This is a genomic window from Sphingomonas kyeonggiensis (genome assembly GCF_030812785.1).
GTDB lineage: Bacteria > Pseudomonadota > Alphaproteobacteria > Sphingomonadales > Sphingomonadaceae > Sphingomonas > Sphingomonas kyeonggiensis_B.
Window position 1 is genome coordinate 936,261 of record NZ_JAUSTJ010000001.1, and the last position, 17,249, is coordinate 953,509.

A 17,249-nucleotide genomic window follows, 5' to 3' on the forward strand; every position below is an offset into this window, starting at 1 on the left:
CAAACATGCCGAGGTCGGGGCCCGCAGGGCTCCGGCGCTGAAGCTGCTTGACCATATCCGGAGTCCCGCGTGGCGAATATTGCCGACCTCACCAAGCTGATCGAACCCGAAGCCGCAGCGCTCGGGCTCGCGCTGGTGCGCGTGAAGATGTTCGGCGGCACCAGCGATCCGACGCTGCAGGTGATGGCCGAGCGCCCGGACACGCGGCAGCTGACCATCGATGATTGCGCCGACCTGTCGCGCCGCATCTCGGACGTGTTCGATGCGCTGGAAGAGGCGGGCAAGGACCCGTTCGACCATGCCTATCGCCTCGAGGTCAGCTCGCCCGGCATCGACCGGCCGCTGACCCGCGCGCAGGATTTCGAGGACTGGAAGGGCCATGAGGCGCGCCTCAACCTGGTCGAGCCGCTCGAGGACGGGCGCAAGCAGCTCACCGGCGACCTGATCGGCGCCGAGGGCGAGCTGATCTCGATCGACGTCCGCAAGTACAAGGTCGTCAGCGTTCCGTTCGGCGCCATCGCCGACGCCAAGCTGCTGATGACCGACAAGCTCATTGCCGCAACCGTGCCGCTCTCCGCAGAGGGCGCCGAAGAATACGAAGCAGAGGAAAACGACTGATGGCCACTGCCATTTCCGCCAACAAGGCCGAGCTGCTCGCCATCGCCGATTCGGTCGCGAAGGAGAAGCTGATCGACAAGGCCATCGTCATCGAGGCGATGGAAGACGCGATCCAGCGCGCCGCGAAGAACCGCTACGGCGTCGAGAACGACATCCGCGCCAAGCTCGACCCGAACACCGGCGACCTGCGCCTGTGGCGCGTCGTCGAGGTGGTCGAGGCGGTCGACGACTATTTCAAGCAGGTCGACGTCAACCAGGCGCAGAAGCTGCAGAAGGGCGCCGTGATCGGCGACTATATCGTCGATCCGCTGCCCCCGATCGAGTTCGGCCGCATCCAGGCCCAGGCCTCGAAGCAGATCATCTTCCAGAAGGTCCGCGACGCCGAGCGCGAGCGCCAGCATGAAGAGTTCAAGGACCGGGTGAACGAGATCATCACCGGTGTGGTGAAGCGCGTCGAGTTCGGTCACGTCGTGGTCGATCTGGGCCGCGCCGAGGGCGTGATCCGTCGCGACCAGCAGATCCCGCGCGAAGTGGTTCGCGTCGGCGACCGTGTCCGCTCGATCATCCTTAACGTCCGCCGCGAGAACCGGGGTCCGCAGATCTTCCTGAGCCGCGCGCACCCCGAGTTCATGAAGAAGCTGTTCGCGCAGGAAGTGCCCGAGATCTACGACGGCATCATCGAGATCAAGGCCGCCGCCCGCGATCCGGGTTCGCGCGCCAAGATCGGCGTCATCTCGCATGACAGCTCGATCGACCCGGTCGGCGCCTGCGTCGGCATGAAGGGCTCGCGCGTCCAGGCCGTCGTGCAGGAGATGCAGGGCGAGAAGATCGACATCATCCCCTGGTCGCCCGACACCGCGACCTTCGTCGTCAACGCGCTGCAGCCGGCCAATGTCAGCCGCGTCGTGATCGACGAGGAAGAGGATCGCATCGAAGTCGTCGTTCCCGACGATCAGCTCAGCCTCGCCATCGGCCGCCGCGGCCAGAATGTGCGCCTGGCCTCGCAGCTGACCGCCAAGGCGATCGACATCCTCACCGAGACCGACGCCAGCGAGAAGCGCCAGGCCGAGTTCGTCGCGAACAGCGAGATGTTCCAGAACGAGCTCGACGTCGACGAGACGCTGGCCCAGCTGCTGGTCGCCGAAGGCTTTTCGAGCCTCGAGGAAGTCGCCTATGTCGAGCTCGACGAGATCGCCGGGATCGAAGGTTTCGACGAGGAGCTCGGCCAGGAGCTGCAGAGCCGTGCGCAGGAAGCGCTGGAGCGCCGCGAGGAAGCCAACCGTACCGCCCGCCGCGAGCTGGGCGTCGAGGACGACCTCGCCACCATGCCGTACCTGACCGAGGCGATGCTGGTCACGCTCGGCAAGGCGGGCATCAGGACGCTCGACGACCTCGCCGACCTGGCGACCGACGAGCTGGTGCAGAAGAAGCGCGCCGAGCCGCGCCGCCGCAACGAGGACGCGCCGAAGCGCGAGCAGGACAAGGGCGGGATCCTCGCCGAGTACGGCCTGAGCGACGAGCAGGGCAACGAGATCATCATGGCCGCCCGCGCCCACTGGTTCGCGGACGAAGAGCCCGCCGCCGAGGCCGTCACGGCCGGGGAGGACGAAGCCTGATGCCATTCATCGACATCCGCCTGGCCGGCCCGGCCACCCGCGAGCAGAAGGCTGGCATCGTCGCCGATGTCACGGCCTCGATGGTCGCGCGCCTGGGCAAGCCGGCGGCTGCGGTTCAGGTCAACATCACCGAGCTTTCCCTCGAGAATTACGGTGCGGGCGGTCAGCTGATCGCGGACCGCGACGCGCCGGCGAAGGGAGACGCGCATGCGGAACCCTCGCAATGATACCGCTTCGGTAAAGGCGAAGAAGCAAGCGGTGGACGGTCCCGTCCGCCGCTGCATCCTCTCGGGCGACCGCGAGGTGCGTGACGGGTTGATCCGTCTCGCGCTTTCGCCGGATGGCGAGGTGCTGCCCGATGTCCGTGCCAAGGCCCCGGGCCGCGGCGCCTGGATCGGCGTGACCCGCGCCGAGCTGGAGGCGAGCGGTGGCAAGCTCAAGGGCGCGCTCAGCCGCGCCTTCAAGACCGGCGACATCCGCATTCCCGAGGATCTGGGCGCGCGCATCGCCGAGCAGTTGCAGCGCGCGACGCTCGACCGGCTGGGCCTGGAGTTCAAGGCGGGCAATGTCGCGATCGGCGGCGACCGCATCCAGGAAGCCGGGCGCAGCGGCCGACTCCACCTGCTGCTCCATGCGAGCGACGCGGGCGAGGACGGGGCGCGCAAGCTGGCTCAGGCATGGCGCGTCGGCCTCGATGAAGAAGGAAGCGGGCGCAAGGGCTTAACATTGCCGATCCCGCGCACCATATTGTCCTTGGCGCTAGGCCGCGAAAATGTGGTACATGCCGGCCTGACCGACGCCAAAGCAGCCGCCCGAACGCGCGAAGCGCTCGATCGGTGGCTGCACTTTATCGGACCCGATTCCAATCCACGCCCTTGCGAAACCCTTTCGCAAGGCGCATCGGCGCTTCCGTCGGAAGCGTCTGACGACGAACGACAGACTGAAGGACTTTAGGCAGCGCATGAGCGACACCGACAACGAAAAGCCGAAACTGGGCATGCGCGCGCCGCTGGGGATCAAGCGCACGGTCGAGACGGGCAAGGTGAAGCAGAGCTTCAGCCATGGCCGCTCGAATACGGTCATCGTCGAGACCAAGAAGGCGCGCGTCTTCCGCAAGCCGGGCGAAGGTCCGGCGGAAGCGCCCGCGCCCGAACCCCAGGTCTCCGCACCTGCACCCGTCGCGGCTCCCGCGCCGACGCCGGCCCCTGCCCCGCGCCCGCCCGTCTCGAACGAGTCGGCGCAGGAGCGCCAGGCACGCCTGCTGCGCGAGGCTGACGAGCAGCGCATGAACGCGCTCGAGGAAGCGCGCCGCCGCGAGGAGCGCGAGCGTGCCGAGGCCGCCGAGGCCGAAGCGCGCCGCGTCGAGGAGAAGGCCCGCGCCGAGGCGGAGGCCGCCAAGGCTCCGCCGGCGCCCGAGCCGACCCCTGCGCCCGCACCGGCTCCCGAAGCGCCCAAGGTTGAGGCTGCCGCTCCGGCGCCTGCGCCCAAGCCCGCTCCGGCTCCGGCCCCCGCTCCGGCTCCGGCCCCCGCGCCGACTCCGGCCCCGCCGCCGGCGCCGGTCGCGCTGCAGCTCGATCCGAGCCGCCCGGCGCCGCGCCTGTTCACCCCGGTCCAGCGTCCCGAGATCCCCAAGCCGCAGCCCAAGCCCGAGCCGAAGCCGGAGGCCGCCGCGGCCCCCGCTCCGACCCAGGCCGCGCGTCCGGCCGGTGCCGGTGCGCCCGCAGCGCGTCCCGCCCCCACGGGCGGTGCGCCGGTGCGCCGCGGCCCCGAGCCCGCGCGTCCGCAGCAGCGTGACCGCAAGGGCGACGATCGCCGCCAGTCGGGCAAGCTCACCGTCAACCGCGCGCTGGGCGGCGAGGACGGCGCCCGCGCGCGTTCGCTGGCAGCCCTCAAGCGTGCCCGCGAGAAGGAGCATCGTCGTTCCTATGGCGGCTCGTCGGCGCCGCGCGAGAAGCAGGTCCGCGACGTGGTCGTCCCCGAGGCGATCACCGTGCAGGAGCTCGCCAACCGCATGGCCGAGAAGGGCGCCGACCTGGTGAAGGCCCTCTTCAAGATGGGCATGCCGGTCACCGTCAACCAGACGATCGACCAGGACACCGCCGAGCTGCTGGTGACCGAGTTCGGCCACAACCTGCAGCGCGTCAGCGAGAGCGATATCGACCTGGACGTGGCCGAGGCCGATGCCGAGGACACGCTGCAGCCGCGCGCGCCGGTGGTGACGATCATGGGTCACGTCGACCACGGCAAGACCTCGCTGCTCGATGCCCTGCGCGGCACCGATGTGGTGAAGGGCGAGGCCGGCGGCATCACCCAGCATATCGGCGCCTATCAGGTCACGCTGAAGGACAAGTCGAAGGTCACCTTCCTCGACACGCCGGGCCACGAGGCGTTCACCCAGATGCGCGCTCGCGGTGCCGACATCACCGACATCGTCGTGCTGGTGGTCGCCGCGAATGACGGCCTGATGCCGCAGACGATCGAGGCGATCAACCACACCAAGGCGGCCGGCGTGCCGATGATCGTGGCGATCAACAAGGTCGACCTCGACAGCGCCAATCCGCAGCGCGTGCGCGAGCGTCTGCTCGAGCATGAGGTGATTGTCGAGGAGATGGGCGGCGAGACCCAGGACGTCGAAGTCTCGGCGCTCAAGAAGATCGGTCTCGACACGCTGATCGAGAAGATCCAGCTCCAGGCCGAACTGCTCGAACTCAAGGCCAATCCGGACCGCGAGGCCGAGGGCACGGTGATCGAGGCGAAGCTCGACAAGGGCCGCGGCCCGGTCGCGACGATCCTGGTCAACCGCGGCACCCTCAAGGTCGGCGACGTGTTCGTCGTCGGTGCCGAGAGCGGCAAGGTCCGCGCGCTGGTCAACGACAAGGGCCAGCAGGTCAAGGAAGCCGGCCCCTCGACTCCGGTCGAAGTGCTGGGCCTCTCGGGCGTGCCGATGGCGGGCGATCCGCTGCAGGTCGTCGAGAACGAGGCGCGTGCCCGCGAAGTCGCCGAATATCGCCAGGGCGTCGCGCTCCAGAAGCGCACGACCAACGCACCGGCCAGCCTCGAGAGCATGTTCTCGGCGCTCAAGGAAAAGCAGGCGATGGAATATCCGCTGGTCGTCAAGGCGGATACCCAGGGTACGGTCGAGGCGATCGTCGCGGCGATCAACAAGATCAGCACCGACGACATCAAGGCGCGCGTGCTCCATTCGGGCGTGGGCGGCATCACCGAGAGCGACGTGTCGCTCGCCGGCGCCGCCGGTGCCCCGATCATCGGCTTCAACGTGCGTCCGAACGCCAAGGCGCGCGAGATCGCCGAGCGCAACAAGGTCGCGTTCAAATATTATGACGTGATCTACGACCTGACCGACGAGATCCGTGCCGGCATGGCCGGCCAGCTCGGTCCGGAAGCGTTCGAAACCGTCGTCGGCCGCGCCGAGATCAAGGAAGTCTTCTCGGCGGGCAAGCACGGCAAGGCCGCCGGTCTGCTGGTCACCGAAGGCGCGATCCGCAAGGCGCTCAAGGCGCGCATCACCCGGGACGATGTCATCATCTACCAGGGCGAGATCGCCTCGCTGCGCCGCTTCAAGGACGACGTCGCCGAAGTGCGCGCCGGCCTGGAGTGCGGTGTGACGTTCAGCCAGAACTTCACCGACATCAAGGCGGGCGACTATCTCGAAACCTTCGAAGTCGAGATGCGCGAGCGCACCCTCTAATGCCGGTAAGCCGGGGGAGACGACGCAAGTCATCGCCTCCGGCACCGCGCCGGCGGAGCTGGTGGCGGGATACCCTGGCGTGGGTGGCTGACGGCATCGGCCTCGTGCTGCGAGGATGGACGCCGTGATGCACTCGATCTTCGACGATTTCCCGTCGCCTTCCTCGGCCCGGCTGCTCGGTTGGGAGATGAAGGGGTTCGACGCGGAAGCGCGGACGATCGAGATCGGCTTCCAACTCGACGATCGCTTCCTCAATCCCGCCGGCACGGTGCAGGGCGGGTTCCTGGCGGCGATGCTCGACGATACGCAGGGGCCCTGCCTGTTCGCGGCGAGCGAAGGCACGGTATATGCGCCGACGATCGACTTCCATGTCGTCTGCCTGAAGCCGGCATTGCCCGGGCGCTTCACCGGCAGGGGCAGGGTGGTGAGCCTGGGCAAGACGATCGCCGTCACCGAGGCGGAATTGTTCGACGAAGGCGGCAACATGGTCGCCCGCGGCACCTTCACGGGCCGCGTGATGCAGGGCGCGATGGCGCGCCGGGGTGAGAAATGAAGACCACGACCACCACCGAGGAACGCTCCGTCCGCGTGCTGCGCGTCGGCGAGCAGGTGCGCCACATCCTGAGCGAGATCCTGCAGCGCGGCGAAGTGCATGACGATGTGCTGGCCAAGCACCTGGTGTCGATCACCGAAGTGCGCATGTCGCCCGACCTGCGCCACGCCACCGTCTTCGTGAAGCCGCTGCTCGGCAAGGACGAGGAAGTGGTGATCAAGGCGCTGCGCACCAACACCGCCTATCTCCAGCGCGAAGTCGCCGCCCGGGTGAAGATGAAATATGCCGCCAAGCTCAAGTTCCTGGCGGACGAGAGCTTCGACGAGGGCAGCCATATCGACAAGCTGCTCCGCTCGCCGGAAGTGGCGCGCGACCTGGGTGATACCGACGAGGATTGATTCCGTCGCCAGGCGGCGCATGATCGCATCATGCGCGTGCTGATCCTCTGCCTCCTCACTTGTGCCTTCTGGGTGCTGCCGGCGCATGCCCAGGTCGGCGCGCTCCAGACTGCCTGCAAGCTCGGCGGGCAGGGCAGGGCGGGTTATCAGTTCGTTGCGACCTGTCCCGGCCGGGCCCGCTCGCCGGACGGGCGCTTCGCCGTGGTCCAGCGCGCCTATCGGGATCGGCAGCCGCCGATCGAACTGCGTGACGCGAATAACCGGCTGGTCGCCACCTTGCCCAGCCTCAGCGACGACATGCCGTTCACCGTCCATTGGGCGCCCAATTCGCGTTGGTTCTTCGTCAATCACCATGTCGGCTCGTTCATGGACGTGCTGCGCATCTTCGAGATCGCGGACGGCAAGCCGATCGAGCGCCCCGCGCTGGTTCGGTCTGCGGTAAAGATCGCGTCGCGGCGCTATCCCTGCCTGCGTCCGGACATGATTCTGCCCAGTGGCACCCGCTGGACGCGGGGCGGCGGCGCGATCGTGCTGGTGACGATCAGCCGCGCCGATGCATGCAGCGCGGAGTACGCGAGAAGGCCCGGCAGCTGGCAACCGCTCTGGATGATCGGCGATGTACGGACCGGAAGGGTGGAAGCGCGCTCGATTCAGGTGGAGCGCAGCGATACCGGCCTGCGCGAACCGCGCGGGGGGCTTTACTCGCGGCGCTGACCCTCGGAAGAAGCGGCCATGGCCAAGCTCTATTTCTACTATGCCTCGATGAACGCGGGCAAATCGACCACGTTGCTGCAGGCCGATTTCAACTATCGCGAGCGCGGCATGCGCACCTTGCTGTTCACCGCCGGCATCCATGACCGCGGCGGCAAGGGCGTGATCGATTCGCGGCTCGGCATCAGCGCGGTCGCGACGCCCTTCGAGGAAGCGACCGACCTGCGCCGCATCGCCGAGGACGAGCATTACAAGTCGCCGCTCGCCTGCATCCTGGTCGACGAGGCGCAGTTCCTTTCCGCGAGCCAGGTCCGTCAGCTCGCCCATCTGGCGGACGAAGTGGGCATCCCGGTACTCTGCTACGGCCTGCGTACCGATTTCCAGGGCGCGCTGTTTCCCGGCTCGGCCGAGCTGCTCGCGCTCGCCGACTCGCTGGTCGAGATCAAGTCGGTCTGCGAATGCGGGCGCAAGGCGATCATGAACCTGCGCGTCGATGGCGAGGGCAATGCCGTGCGCCAGGGCGAGCAGCGCGAAGTCGGCGGGAACGAGCGCTATGTCGCCTTGTGCCGCCGGCATTTCATGCAGCGTACAGCCTGAGTACAGCCGCAAGTATTATACAAGGCGGCAAGGGAGTGCCCCACATCGGTCTCCGGAAGGAGATGAACCATGTTCCGCAAGACTATCCTCGCCTGCGCGCTGCCCGCGCTATTCCTCGCCACCGCTGCCTCGGCGCAGCAAGCGGGGCCGACGCCCGGCCCCAAGTCGGGCGAGCAGGCGACGATCCCGTTCTTCACCCAGAGCGACATCCGCACCTTCGAGCCCACCGGCTATGGCGACGGCGTCTATGTCCAGGATTCCCGGCGCAACTGGTATTATGTCTCGTTCTTCGGCCGCTGCGACAACCTGCCCTGGTCGATCGGCGTCGGCTTCAAGACTTTTCCGGGTGCCGCGCAGATCGATCGCGGCGACACGATCTTCGCCGGGCGCGAGCGCTGCCAGATCGCCAACATCGTCCATAGCGGCCCGCCGCCGGTGAAGCCGAAAAAGGCGAAGAAGGCCAAGCCGGCCGCCTGATGCTGGCCCTGTGCCCGCGGCTCCGCTAGGGCGCCGCGGATGCACGGCTGGATCATCCTCGACAAACCCCTGGGCCTGGGCTCGACGCAAGGCGTGAGCGCGGTCAAGCGCGCGCTGCGCGACGGCAAGTACGGCAAGTTCAAGGTCGGTCATGGCGGCACGCTCGACCCGCTGGCCACGGGCGTGCTGCCGATCGCGCTGGGCGAGGCGACCAAGCTGGCGGGGCGGATGCTCGACAGCGACAAGGTGTATGATTTCACGATCGCCTTCGGGACGCAGACCGATACGCTCGATCTCGAGGGCAAGGTGGTCGCCACCTCGGAGGTGCGCCCCACGCTTGCCCAGCTGGAGGCGGTGCTGCCGCGCTTCACCGGACCGATCGAGCAGGTGCCGCCCGCCTATTCGGCGCTCAAGGTCGATGGCGAGCGCGCCTATGACCTCGCCCGGGCCGGGGAAGAGGTGACGCTGGCGAGCCGCGCGGTCACGATCCATTCCCTTCAATTCCTCCCCGAGCTTGTCTCGGGGAGGGGGACCATCGGCGAAGCCGATGGTGGAGGGGCTGGTACAGCCGGTGCTGACGCACCGCCCCTCCACCACGCCGCTGAAGCGGCGCGGTCCCCCTCCCCGAGCGAGCTCGGGGAGGAATTGGATGCGGTCACCCTTCGCGCCCATGTCTCCAAGGGCACCTATATCCGCTCCCTCGCGCGCGACATCGCGCTGGCGCTCGGCAGCGTCGGCCATGTCACGATGCTGCGCCGGGTGAAGGCCGGTCCCTTCACCCTGGATTCCGCGATTTCGCTGGACAAACTGGACGAAGCCGCTAAGGGCCGCTCCCTTGAACAACTTCTCCTGCCACTGAGGGCGGGGCTGGACGACATCCCGGCTCTATCCCTCACCCCCGACCAGGCAGGGCTGCTCCGACAGGGGCAGGTTCTGGCCGGGATTGCCAAGGAAGACGGCCAATATTTCGCGTGCCTGGGGGACACCCCGATCGCGCTGGTGGAGGCTCTATCCGGTCAAATCCGGGTCGTCCGCGGCTTCAATCTTTAAGCGATGTCGAAGGAAAGACCATGTCGATCACTGCAGAGCGCAAGGAAGCGCTGATCAAGGAACACGCCCGCGGCGGCACCGACACCGGCAGCCCGGAAGTGCAGATCGCGATCCTCTCGGAGCGCATCGCCAACCTGACCGAGCACTTCAAGACGCACGCCAAGGACAACCATTCGCGTCGCGGCCTGCTCATGCTGGTCAACAAGCGCCGTAGCCTCCTCGACTATCTGAAGAAGAAGGACGAGGGTCGCTACACCGACCTCATCGCGAAGCTCGGTCTTCGCAAGTAACCGGAAAGGCGGCCTTCGGGTCGCCTTTTTGTCATCCCGGCAGGCTAGTGCCGGCGTCAGGCTCCCACGCAGCGGAGCAGACGGGGGATCGGCAATCCGGCCAGTCCCACGAGCCACGTACGGCTCTCTCCATAGGCCCCCGCTGCATCGGGCAGCGGGTGTGAAGGAAAAACAATGTTCGACAAGAAGACTGTATCGATCGAGTGGGGCGGCAAGACGCTGACTCTCGAAACGGGCAAGGTTGCCCGCCAGGCCGACGGCGCGGTGATCGCGACCCTCGGCGAGACCGTGGTGCTCTGCGCCGTGACGGCCGCGAAGAGCGTGAAGGAAGGCCAGGACTTCTTCCCGCTGACCGTCCACTATCAGGAAAAGTTCAGCGCTGCCGGCCGCATCCCCGGCGGCTTCTTCAAGCGTGAGCGTGGCGCGACTGAGAAGGAGACCCTGGTCTCGCGTCTCATCGACCGCCCGATCCGCCCGCTGTTCCCGGAAGGCTTCTACAACGAGATCAACGCCATCGCTCAGGTGCTGAGCTATGACGGCGAGAACGAGCCCGACATCCTCTCGATGGTCGCCGCCTCGGCCGCGCTCACCATCTCGGGCGTGCCCTTCATGGGCCCGATCGGCGCGGCCCGCGTCGGCTATGTCAATGGCGAGTATGTCCTGAACCCGACCGATGCCCAGGTTGCCGAGGGCGAGCTCGATCTCGTCGTCGCCGCTACCTATGACGCGGTGATGATGGTCGAATCGGAAGCCAAGGAGCTTTCGGAAGAGATCATGCTCGGCGCCGTGCTGTTCGCGCACGACGCCTGCCGCGAAGTCGTCAAGGCGATCGTCAAGCTCGCCGAGCAGGCTGCCAAGGATCCGTGGGAAGTCGCGTCGTCGGACGACAACGCCAAGCTCAAAGCCTCGATCAAGAAGCTGATCGGCAAGGACATCACCGCCGCCTACAAGCTGACCGACAAGTCGGCCCGCTCGAACGCGCTCAACGAAGCGCGCGCGAAGGCGAAGGCGCAGTTCGCCGCCGACGGCCTGACCCCGCAGGAAGTCATGGCCGGCATCAAGCTGACCAAGAAGCTGGAAGCCGAGATCGTCCGCACTGCCATCCTCAAGGACGGCAAGCGCATCGACGGCCGCACCACCACGCAGATCCGCCCGATCGAGGCGGAGACGCACTTCCTTCCGCGTGCGCACGGCTCGGCTCTGTTCACCCGCGGCGAGACCCAGACGATCGCGACCGCGACGCTCGGCACCAAGGACGCCGAGCAGATGATCGACGGCCTGGGTGGCCTGTCGTACCAGAACTTCATGCTGCACTATAACTTCCCGCCCTATTCGGTCGGCGAAGTCGGCCGCTTCGGTGCGCCGGGCCGCCGCGAAGTCGGTCACGGCAAGCTGGCATGGCGCGCGCTGCACCCGGTGCTGCCGTCGAAGGAGGACTTCCCCTACACGATCCGCCTGACCAGCGACATCACCGAGTCGAACGGCTCGTCGTCGATGGCGTCGGTCTGCGGCGGCAGCCTCGCGATGATGGACGCCGGCGTGCCGATCAAGCGTCCGGTCTCGGGCATCGCCATGGGCCTGATCCTCGAAGGCAAGGACTTCGCGATCCTGTCGGACATCCTGGGTGACGAAGATCACCTCGGCGACATGGACTTCAAGGTGGCGGGCACGTCCGAAGGCATCACCACGATGCAGATGGACATCAAGATCGCCGGCATCACCAAGGAGATCTTCGAGGCGGCGCTGAACCAGGCCAAGGAAGGCCGTGCGCACATCCTCGGCGAGATGAACAAGGCGCTGTCGGCCACCCGCAGCGAACTGTCGGCGCATGCACCGCGCATCGAGACGATCACGATCGACAAGTCGAAGATCCGTGACGTCATCGGCACCGGCGGCAAGGTGATCCGCGAGATCGTCGCCACCACCGGCGCCAAGGTCGACATCGACGACGAGGGCGTGATCAAGATCAGCTCGTCGGACCTGACCCAGATCGAAGCCGCCAAGAACTGGATCCTCGGCATCGTCGAGGAAGCCGAAGTCGGCAAGATCTACACCGGCAAAGTCGTCAACCTCGTCGATTTCGGTGCCTTCGTGAACTTCATGGGCGGCAAGGACGGTCTCGTCCACGTCTCGGAGATCAAGAACGAGCGCGTCGAGAAGGTCTCGGACGTCCTGAGCGAAGGCCAGGAAGTCAAGGTCAAGGTCCTCGAGATCGATCCGCGCGGCAAGGTCCGCCTGTCGATGCGCGTCGTCGACCAGGAGACCGGTGCCGAACTCGAAGACACCCGCCCGGCCCGCGAGCCGCGCGAGGGTGGCGATCGTGGCCCGCGCGGTGACCGTGGCGACCGTCGTCGCGACGGCGGCCGTGGCGGCGACCGTGACCGTGGTCCGCGCCGCGAGGGCGGTGACCGCGGCGATCGTGGTCCGCGCGGCGAAGGCGGCGATCGCGGCCCGCGCAGCGGCGACCGTGGCCCGCGCCGCGAGCGCTCGGAGTCGAAGGACGAGGGCGGCGAGGACATCGGCCTGCCGGCGTTCCTCACCGGCAGCGACGACTGATCGCCAGCAGTAAATCTGCGAAATGATGAAGGGGCTCGGGAAACCGGGCCCCTTTTTCATTTCGGGGCAAGACGAAAATTCATCCTGGTACAGATGCATGAAAAATTCACTGGACCGGCGAGTTGCGCATTTCTATCCGACGAAAATCGCCTGCTTTCAAAGGAGAGGGGCGATCAGTTCTTGCGTTGGCTAGGAACTTAAAGGGGGACTTCATGAACAAGTTTTTCGCGGCTGCGGCTGCCACGCTTCTGCTCGCGCCGATTTCGGCTTTCGCGCAGGACGAGGCGCCCGCGCATGACTTTGCCGGCCCGCGCGTCGAGGCACGTCTCGGCTATGAGACGCCGACGGTCAGCGACGGCAGCGGCGGCATCTGGAAGATCGGCAGCGCCGTTTCCTATGGCGGCGAGATCGGCGTCGATGTGCGCGCGGGCAAGAACGTCGTGGTCGGCCCCTATGCCAATTACGAATTCTCGAGCGTCTCGCTGTGCGACGGCGGCATCTGCCTCGAAGAGACCGGCAACCTCAGCGTCGGCGGCCGCCTGGGCGTGGTCGTCGGTGCCAAGTCGCTGGTCTATGTAAAGGCCGGCTATGCGAGCATGACGATCAAGGGCACCCTGGGTGGCCAGTCGGAATCGGAGAGCAAGGGCGGCGTGCAGGGCTCGATCGGCTTCGAGTTCGGCCTCGGGAAGAAGGCCTATGCCTTCCTCGACGCCAGCTATGCCGATTACGGCAAGTTCTACGCCATCAACCTGCAGCGCCGTCAGGTCGCGGGTGGCATCGGCATCCGCTTCTGATCGACCGGCTCGATTGAATGCGAGGGGGCGTCCGGCGACGGGCGCCCCTTTTCCGGAAGGGCTCGGGCGATGGCACCATTTCGGCGCTTCTTCCCCGTTTGTCAGTGGCTTGTCCGGGCTTGTTAAGCATGTCAGTGGCGTGTCGTGCCCGCAGTGGGGAAACGGCGCGGGCAAAAAGGGGGTTCTATGCGCAAGTCGATGGGATTCGGCGGACTGTTGCTGCTCGCCGCCTGTTCGGGAGGGGCCGATTCCAGCGGGGGCAGCGTCTCGGGACCGCCGCCGCTGCCGACGCTGAGCGTCACGCTCGACCGCACCGCGCAGAGCCAGGCTGCCAGCGAGACCGACAGCCGGGCGAGCTTCTCCTTCGTCGCTACCTATAGCGGCAGCACCGACGCGGCGATCTATCCCCAGCTGAGCTTCGACGGCATGGTGCTTGCCCAGACCGGCAGCACCGTGCAGTCGGGCAAGAGCTATACCGTCTCGCTCCAGAGCCTGGCCGATCTCGGCGCCGAGCCGCGCTCGGGCGACGTCACCTTCCGCCTCTGCCGCGACACGGCCTGTACGGAGGTCTATCCCGGCTCGACCCAGACCTTCCGCTACACGCTGGACGTGAAGCTGCTCGACTGGGAGATGTTCCAGCGCAACGCGGCGCACACTGCCTATGTCCATGCCAGCTTCGATCCGGCCAGGATCGCCAAGCTGTGGGACAAGACCTTCACCGATACCGGCACGTTCAGCCCGGTGGCGACCAGGGGCGACACCGTGTTCGTCACACGCAGGGCGGTGAACACCAGCGTCTATGCGCTGGACGGCGGGACGGGTACGCAGCGCTGGGCCTATGATATCGGTCCGGTCTACAGCGCGGGCGGGCCGACGGTGACCGGCGACCAGCTGCAGATCGTCTCGATGATCTCGTCCTCGGGCAGCAACCGTATCGTCACGCTCGACACAAATGGCCAGTTCGTCCGCAATTCGCTGTTCGCAGCGCAATGGTCGACCTTTGCCCAGCCGACGGCGATCGGGCGGGAGCTCTATCTCGCCTCGGGCTATTACGGGAACGTGGTCTATGGCTATGACCTCGACAGCGGCGCTTCGCGCTGGACGGCGAACGGCGTGTCCGGAAGGGTCTGGGACGGCGCGGTGACCGCTGCCGACAGCCAGTATGTCTATTATTATTCGGGCAGCCTCGACGTCTTCCGCCGATCGGACGGCAGTCTGGTCAAGAGCATCGCCGATCCCTTCTGGGTCTGGAACGGCTATAGCTATGCCGGCGGCCCGATCCTCGGCTCGAACAAGAATGCCATCGCCTATTCGGGCAGTGGCATGGGCACCTATCCGGTCTCCTTCCCGCTGGTGAACTATGATGTCGAAGGCGGCAAGGTCGCGTGGCGCACGGCTGCGAGCTACAGCATCGCGCCCGCGCTGGCGAAGGGGCTGCTGTTCGCCGCGAGCAACGCCCAGGGCCAGCTCGACGCGATCGGCGAGGATGACGGCAAGGTCCGCTGGTCCTGGCCGCTGCCCGTGGGCGAGCAGTTCCAGGGCAACATCATCGTGACCGACAATCTCGTCTTCTTCTCGACCACGGCAAGGGTCTATGCGGTCTCGCTCACCGGCGCGCATGCGACGGCCTGGTCCGCGCCGACGCCGGGCGCGCTCGCCATCGCAGCAGGCGGTCGCCTGATCGTCACGCCAGTCGACTCGACCAAGCCGACCATCACCAGCTATTCGCTGCGGTAAGGCGAAGGGGGCGGGATACCTGTCCCCTTTTCCCTGCGCACCGTCGGGACAGCTGGCCGATAGCCACGGGGTTTAACACCGATTATCGTGTCGGGACCGGGGCTGTGCTATCTGGAGAGGTGCGGGGGTTGGGGCGATGACACGGGCCCATGGCGATGTGCGGTGGCTGGAAAGCCTGCCGATCCTGCGGGACCGGCCATGGCTGCAGCTTGGCCTGACGCTGGCGATCACCGGCGTGGCGCTGCTGCTCCGGCTCGCGATTGGGCCCTTCCTGCCGCCCGGCCTGCCCTATGCGACCTTCTTCCCCGCGGTGATCGTCATCGCCTTCCTGTTCGGCGCGCGGCCGGGGCTGCTCGCCGCGGTGCTGGGCGGGATCCTGGGCTGGGTGCTCTTCATCCGCGATCCGTTCGATGCGCCCGTGCCCGGCATGGCGCCTTCGCTGCTGCTCTACGTCACCGCCGACGCGCTGATCCTGCTGCTCTTCCACTGGATGCAGACGGCGACCGCCAGCCTGGTCGAGCAGCGCGAACGCAACCACAAGCTGGCCGAGACGCGCACGCTGCTGTTCCACGAGCTGCAGCACCGCGTGTCGAACAACCTCCAGGTCGCCGCCGGGCTGCTCGCGTTGCAGAAGCGCCATGTCGAGGATCCCGAAGCCCAGGCCGCGCTCGACGAGGCGGTGCGGCGGATCGGGACGATCGGGCGGATCAGCCGCCAGCTCTACCGCTCCGATGGCCGGGCGCGGGACATGCGCGCGCTGCTCGCGCCGCTGATCGAGAATGTGATCGAGGCCAATGGCAAGCCGGTCGAAGTGGCGATCGAGGACCGCGACGCGCTCCAGCTCGCGCCCGATGCGGCGGTGCCGGTAGCACTGATCGTCGCCGAGGCCGTGGCCAATGCTATCGAGCATGGCTTTGCCGAACGCGAGGACGGCCGCGTCGCGATCCGCTGCGTGAAGCTGGAAGCCGGCTTCGTCATCGAGATCGAGGATGACGGGCAGGGACTGCGCGAGGCGTTCGACATCACCCGCCATGCCAGCCTGGGGCTGCACATCGCCGCGACGCTGGCGGGCCAGCTCGGTGGCCGCTTCGAGATGGAGGCACTGCCTGGCGGCGCGCTCGCCCGGCTGACCGCGCCGGACGGCTAGGGCGCGCGGTAGCGCAGCGCCTCGACGATCGCCGCAAAGGCCGGGGTCGGCTGGCGGCGGCTGGGATAGAAGAGGTGATAGCCCTCGAAGGGCGGCGACCATTCCTCGAGCACAGCCTCGAGCGTGCCGTCCTCCAGCTGCGCGCGGATCAGGTCGACCATCAGATAGGCGATGCCGAACCCGTCGAGCGCGGCGTCGCGGCACTGGTAGATGGTGTTGAAGGTCAGCTGCCCGTCGACCCGCACCCGCTGCGCCCGGCCGTTCCGCTCGAACTCCCAGGCATAGAGGCCGCCATAGGTGGGCAGGCGCAGGTTGATGCAGCAATGCTCGGCCAGGTCCTGCGGCACGCGCGGGCGGCCGCGCCGGGCGAAATAGTCAGGTGTCGCCACTGCCAGCATCCGCACCGGCGGGCCGATCGGCACCGCGATCATGTCCTTGTCGATGCTCTCGCCCAGCCGCACGCCGGCGTCGAACTTCTCGGCGACGATGTCGGTCAGCCGGTAATCGGCCTCGATCTCCACCTTGATGTCGGGATGCTCGGCCAGCACGCCGCGCAGCCGGGGCCACAGCACCGTGCGGAGCGAATATTCGTCGGCGGTGATGCGGATATTGCCTGCCGGGCGCTCGCGCAGGTCGTTGAGCGCGGCGACGTGGGTCTCGATCTCGTCGAGATGGAAGGCGACCGAGCGCAGCATCCGCTCGCCCGCCTCGGTGGGGGTGACGCTGCGCGTGGTGCGGTTGAGCAGGCGGACGCCCAGCCGCTCCTCCAGCGCGCGCATGCAATGGCTGAGTGCCGAGGGGGTGATGCCCAGCCGCGCCGCTGCCCGGGTGAAGCTCTTCTCGCGCGCCACCGCGACAAAGGCGGAGAGGTCCGCCAGATCCTGTCGGTTCATTGCTGAAAGTTACTCACAAACGCGTTCAGATTACAGCCCCTAATCGGGCGTCGGATCCGGCCTATCTCTTCTGCGCACGGGGCATTCCCATCTCAGGAAGACA

Annotated in this window: 17 protein-coding genes; 16 read left to right on the forward strand and 1 reads right to left on the reverse strand. The window is 67.1% G+C overall.

What is annotated here, in order from left to right:
- The first annotated feature begins 69 nt into the window (after positions 1–69).
- From rimP to J2W22_RS04730, 16 genes are all read left to right on the forward strand, one after another.
- The gene (rimP, locus tag J2W22_RS04655; RefSeq protein WP_307117093.1) at positions 70–618 is read left to right on the forward strand and encodes a ribosome maturation protein RimP; all 549 of its coding nucleotides are present in this window, start codon (positions 70–72) and stop codon (positions 616–618) included.
- Complete coding sequence (gene nusA, locus J2W22_RS04660) at positions 618–2,234, forward strand: transcription termination factor NusA (protein ID WP_307117094.1); 1,617 nt, start codon at positions 618–620, stop codon at positions 2,232–2,234. The genes rimP and nusA overlap by 1 nt, the downstream gene beginning before the upstream one ends.
- Positions 2,234–2,461: a tautomerase family protein gene (locus J2W22_RS04665; RefSeq protein WP_307117095.1), complete on the forward strand. Its 228-nt coding sequence runs from the start codon at positions 2,234–2,236 to the stop codon at positions 2,459–2,461. The genes nusA and J2W22_RS04665 overlap by 1 nt, the downstream gene beginning before the upstream one ends.
- Entirely contained in the window at positions 2,442–3,188 is a 747-nt protein-coding gene (locus J2W22_RS04670; RefSeq protein ID WP_307117096.1) for a DUF448 domain-containing protein, read from the forward strand. The genes J2W22_RS04665 and J2W22_RS04670 overlap by 20 nt, the downstream gene beginning before the upstream one ends.
- Positions 3,189–3,195: 7 nt before the next feature.
- On the forward strand, positions 3,196–5,943 hold the full coding sequence (gene infB, locus J2W22_RS04675; RefSeq protein WP_307117097.1) for a translation initiation factor IF-2: 2,748 nt from the start codon (positions 3,196–3,198) through the stop codon (positions 5,941–5,943).
- Positions 5,944–6,070: 127 nt separating this feature from the next.
- Entirely contained in the window at positions 6,071–6,496 is a 426-nt protein-coding gene (locus J2W22_RS04680) for a PaaI family thioesterase (protein ID WP_307117988.1), read from the forward strand.
- The gene (gene rbfA, locus J2W22_RS04685; RefSeq protein WP_307117098.1) at positions 6,493–6,894 is read left to right on the forward strand and encodes a 30S ribosome-binding factor RbfA; all 402 of its coding nucleotides are present in this window, start codon (positions 6,493–6,495) and stop codon (positions 6,892–6,894) included. The genes J2W22_RS04680 and rbfA overlap by 4 nt, the downstream gene beginning before the upstream one ends.
- A 30-nt stretch (positions 6,895–6,924) precedes the next feature.
- Positions 6,925–7,608: a hypothetical protein gene (locus J2W22_RS04690; protein ID WP_307117099.1), complete on the forward strand. Its 684-nt coding sequence runs from the start codon at positions 6,925–6,927 to the stop codon at positions 7,606–7,608.
- A gap of 18 nt (positions 7,609–7,626) precedes the next feature.
- Positions 7,627–8,202 (forward strand): thymidine kinase, encoded by a 576-nt coding sequence (locus J2W22_RS04695; protein WP_307117100.1) that lies wholly within the window; start codon positions 7,627–7,629, stop codon positions 8,200–8,202.
- Between the two features lie 69 nt (positions 8,203–8,271).
- Positions 8,272–8,679, forward strand: coding sequence for a DUF6491 family protein (locus J2W22_RS04700; protein ID WP_307117101.1), 408 nt, complete (start codon positions 8,272–8,274; stop codon positions 8,677–8,679).
- 39 nt (positions 8,680–8,718) lie between these two features.
- A complete protein-coding gene (gene truB, locus J2W22_RS04705) occupies positions 8,719–9,729 on the forward strand; it encodes a tRNA pseudouridine(55) synthase TruB (protein ID WP_307117102.1) in 1,011 nt (336 codons plus the stop codon).
- Between the two features lie 20 nt (positions 9,730–9,749).
- On the forward strand, positions 9,750–10,019 hold the full coding sequence (rpsO, locus tag J2W22_RS04710) for a 30S ribosomal protein S15 (RefSeq protein WP_116839282.1): 270 nt from the start codon (positions 9,750–9,752) through the stop codon (positions 10,017–10,019).
- Between the two features lie 174 nt (positions 10,020–10,193).
- Positions 10,194–12,575 (forward strand): polyribonucleotide nucleotidyltransferase, encoded by a 2,382-nt coding sequence (pnp, locus tag J2W22_RS04715; protein ID WP_307117103.1) that lies wholly within the window; start codon positions 10,194–10,196, stop codon positions 12,573–12,575.
- A gap of 212 nt (positions 12,576–12,787) precedes the next feature.
- Positions 12,788–13,369, forward strand: a complete 582-nt coding sequence (locus J2W22_RS04720) for an outer membrane beta-barrel protein (protein WP_307117104.1) — start codon at positions 12,788–12,790, stop codon at positions 13,367–13,369.
- A gap of 186 nt (positions 13,370–13,555) precedes the next feature.
- Positions 13,556–15,106 (forward strand): outer membrane protein assembly factor BamB family protein, encoded by a 1,551-nt coding sequence (locus J2W22_RS04725; RefSeq protein ID WP_307117105.1) that lies wholly within the window; start codon positions 13,556–13,558, stop codon positions 15,104–15,106.
- A 136-nt stretch (positions 15,107–15,242) separates the two neighbouring features.
- A complete protein-coding gene (locus tag J2W22_RS04730) occupies positions 15,243–16,253 on the forward strand; it encodes a sensor histidine kinase (RefSeq protein WP_307117106.1) in 1,011 nt (336 codons plus the stop codon).
- Here the strand turns inward: J2W22_RS04730 and J2W22_RS04735 are convergent.
- On the reverse strand, positions 16,250–17,146 hold the full coding sequence (locus J2W22_RS04735) for a LysR family transcriptional regulator (protein WP_307117107.1): 897 nt from the start codon (positions 17,144–17,146) through the stop codon (positions 16,250–16,252). The genes J2W22_RS04730 and J2W22_RS04735 overlap by 4 nt on opposite strands.
- Positions 17,147–17,249: the final 103 nt, after the last annotated feature.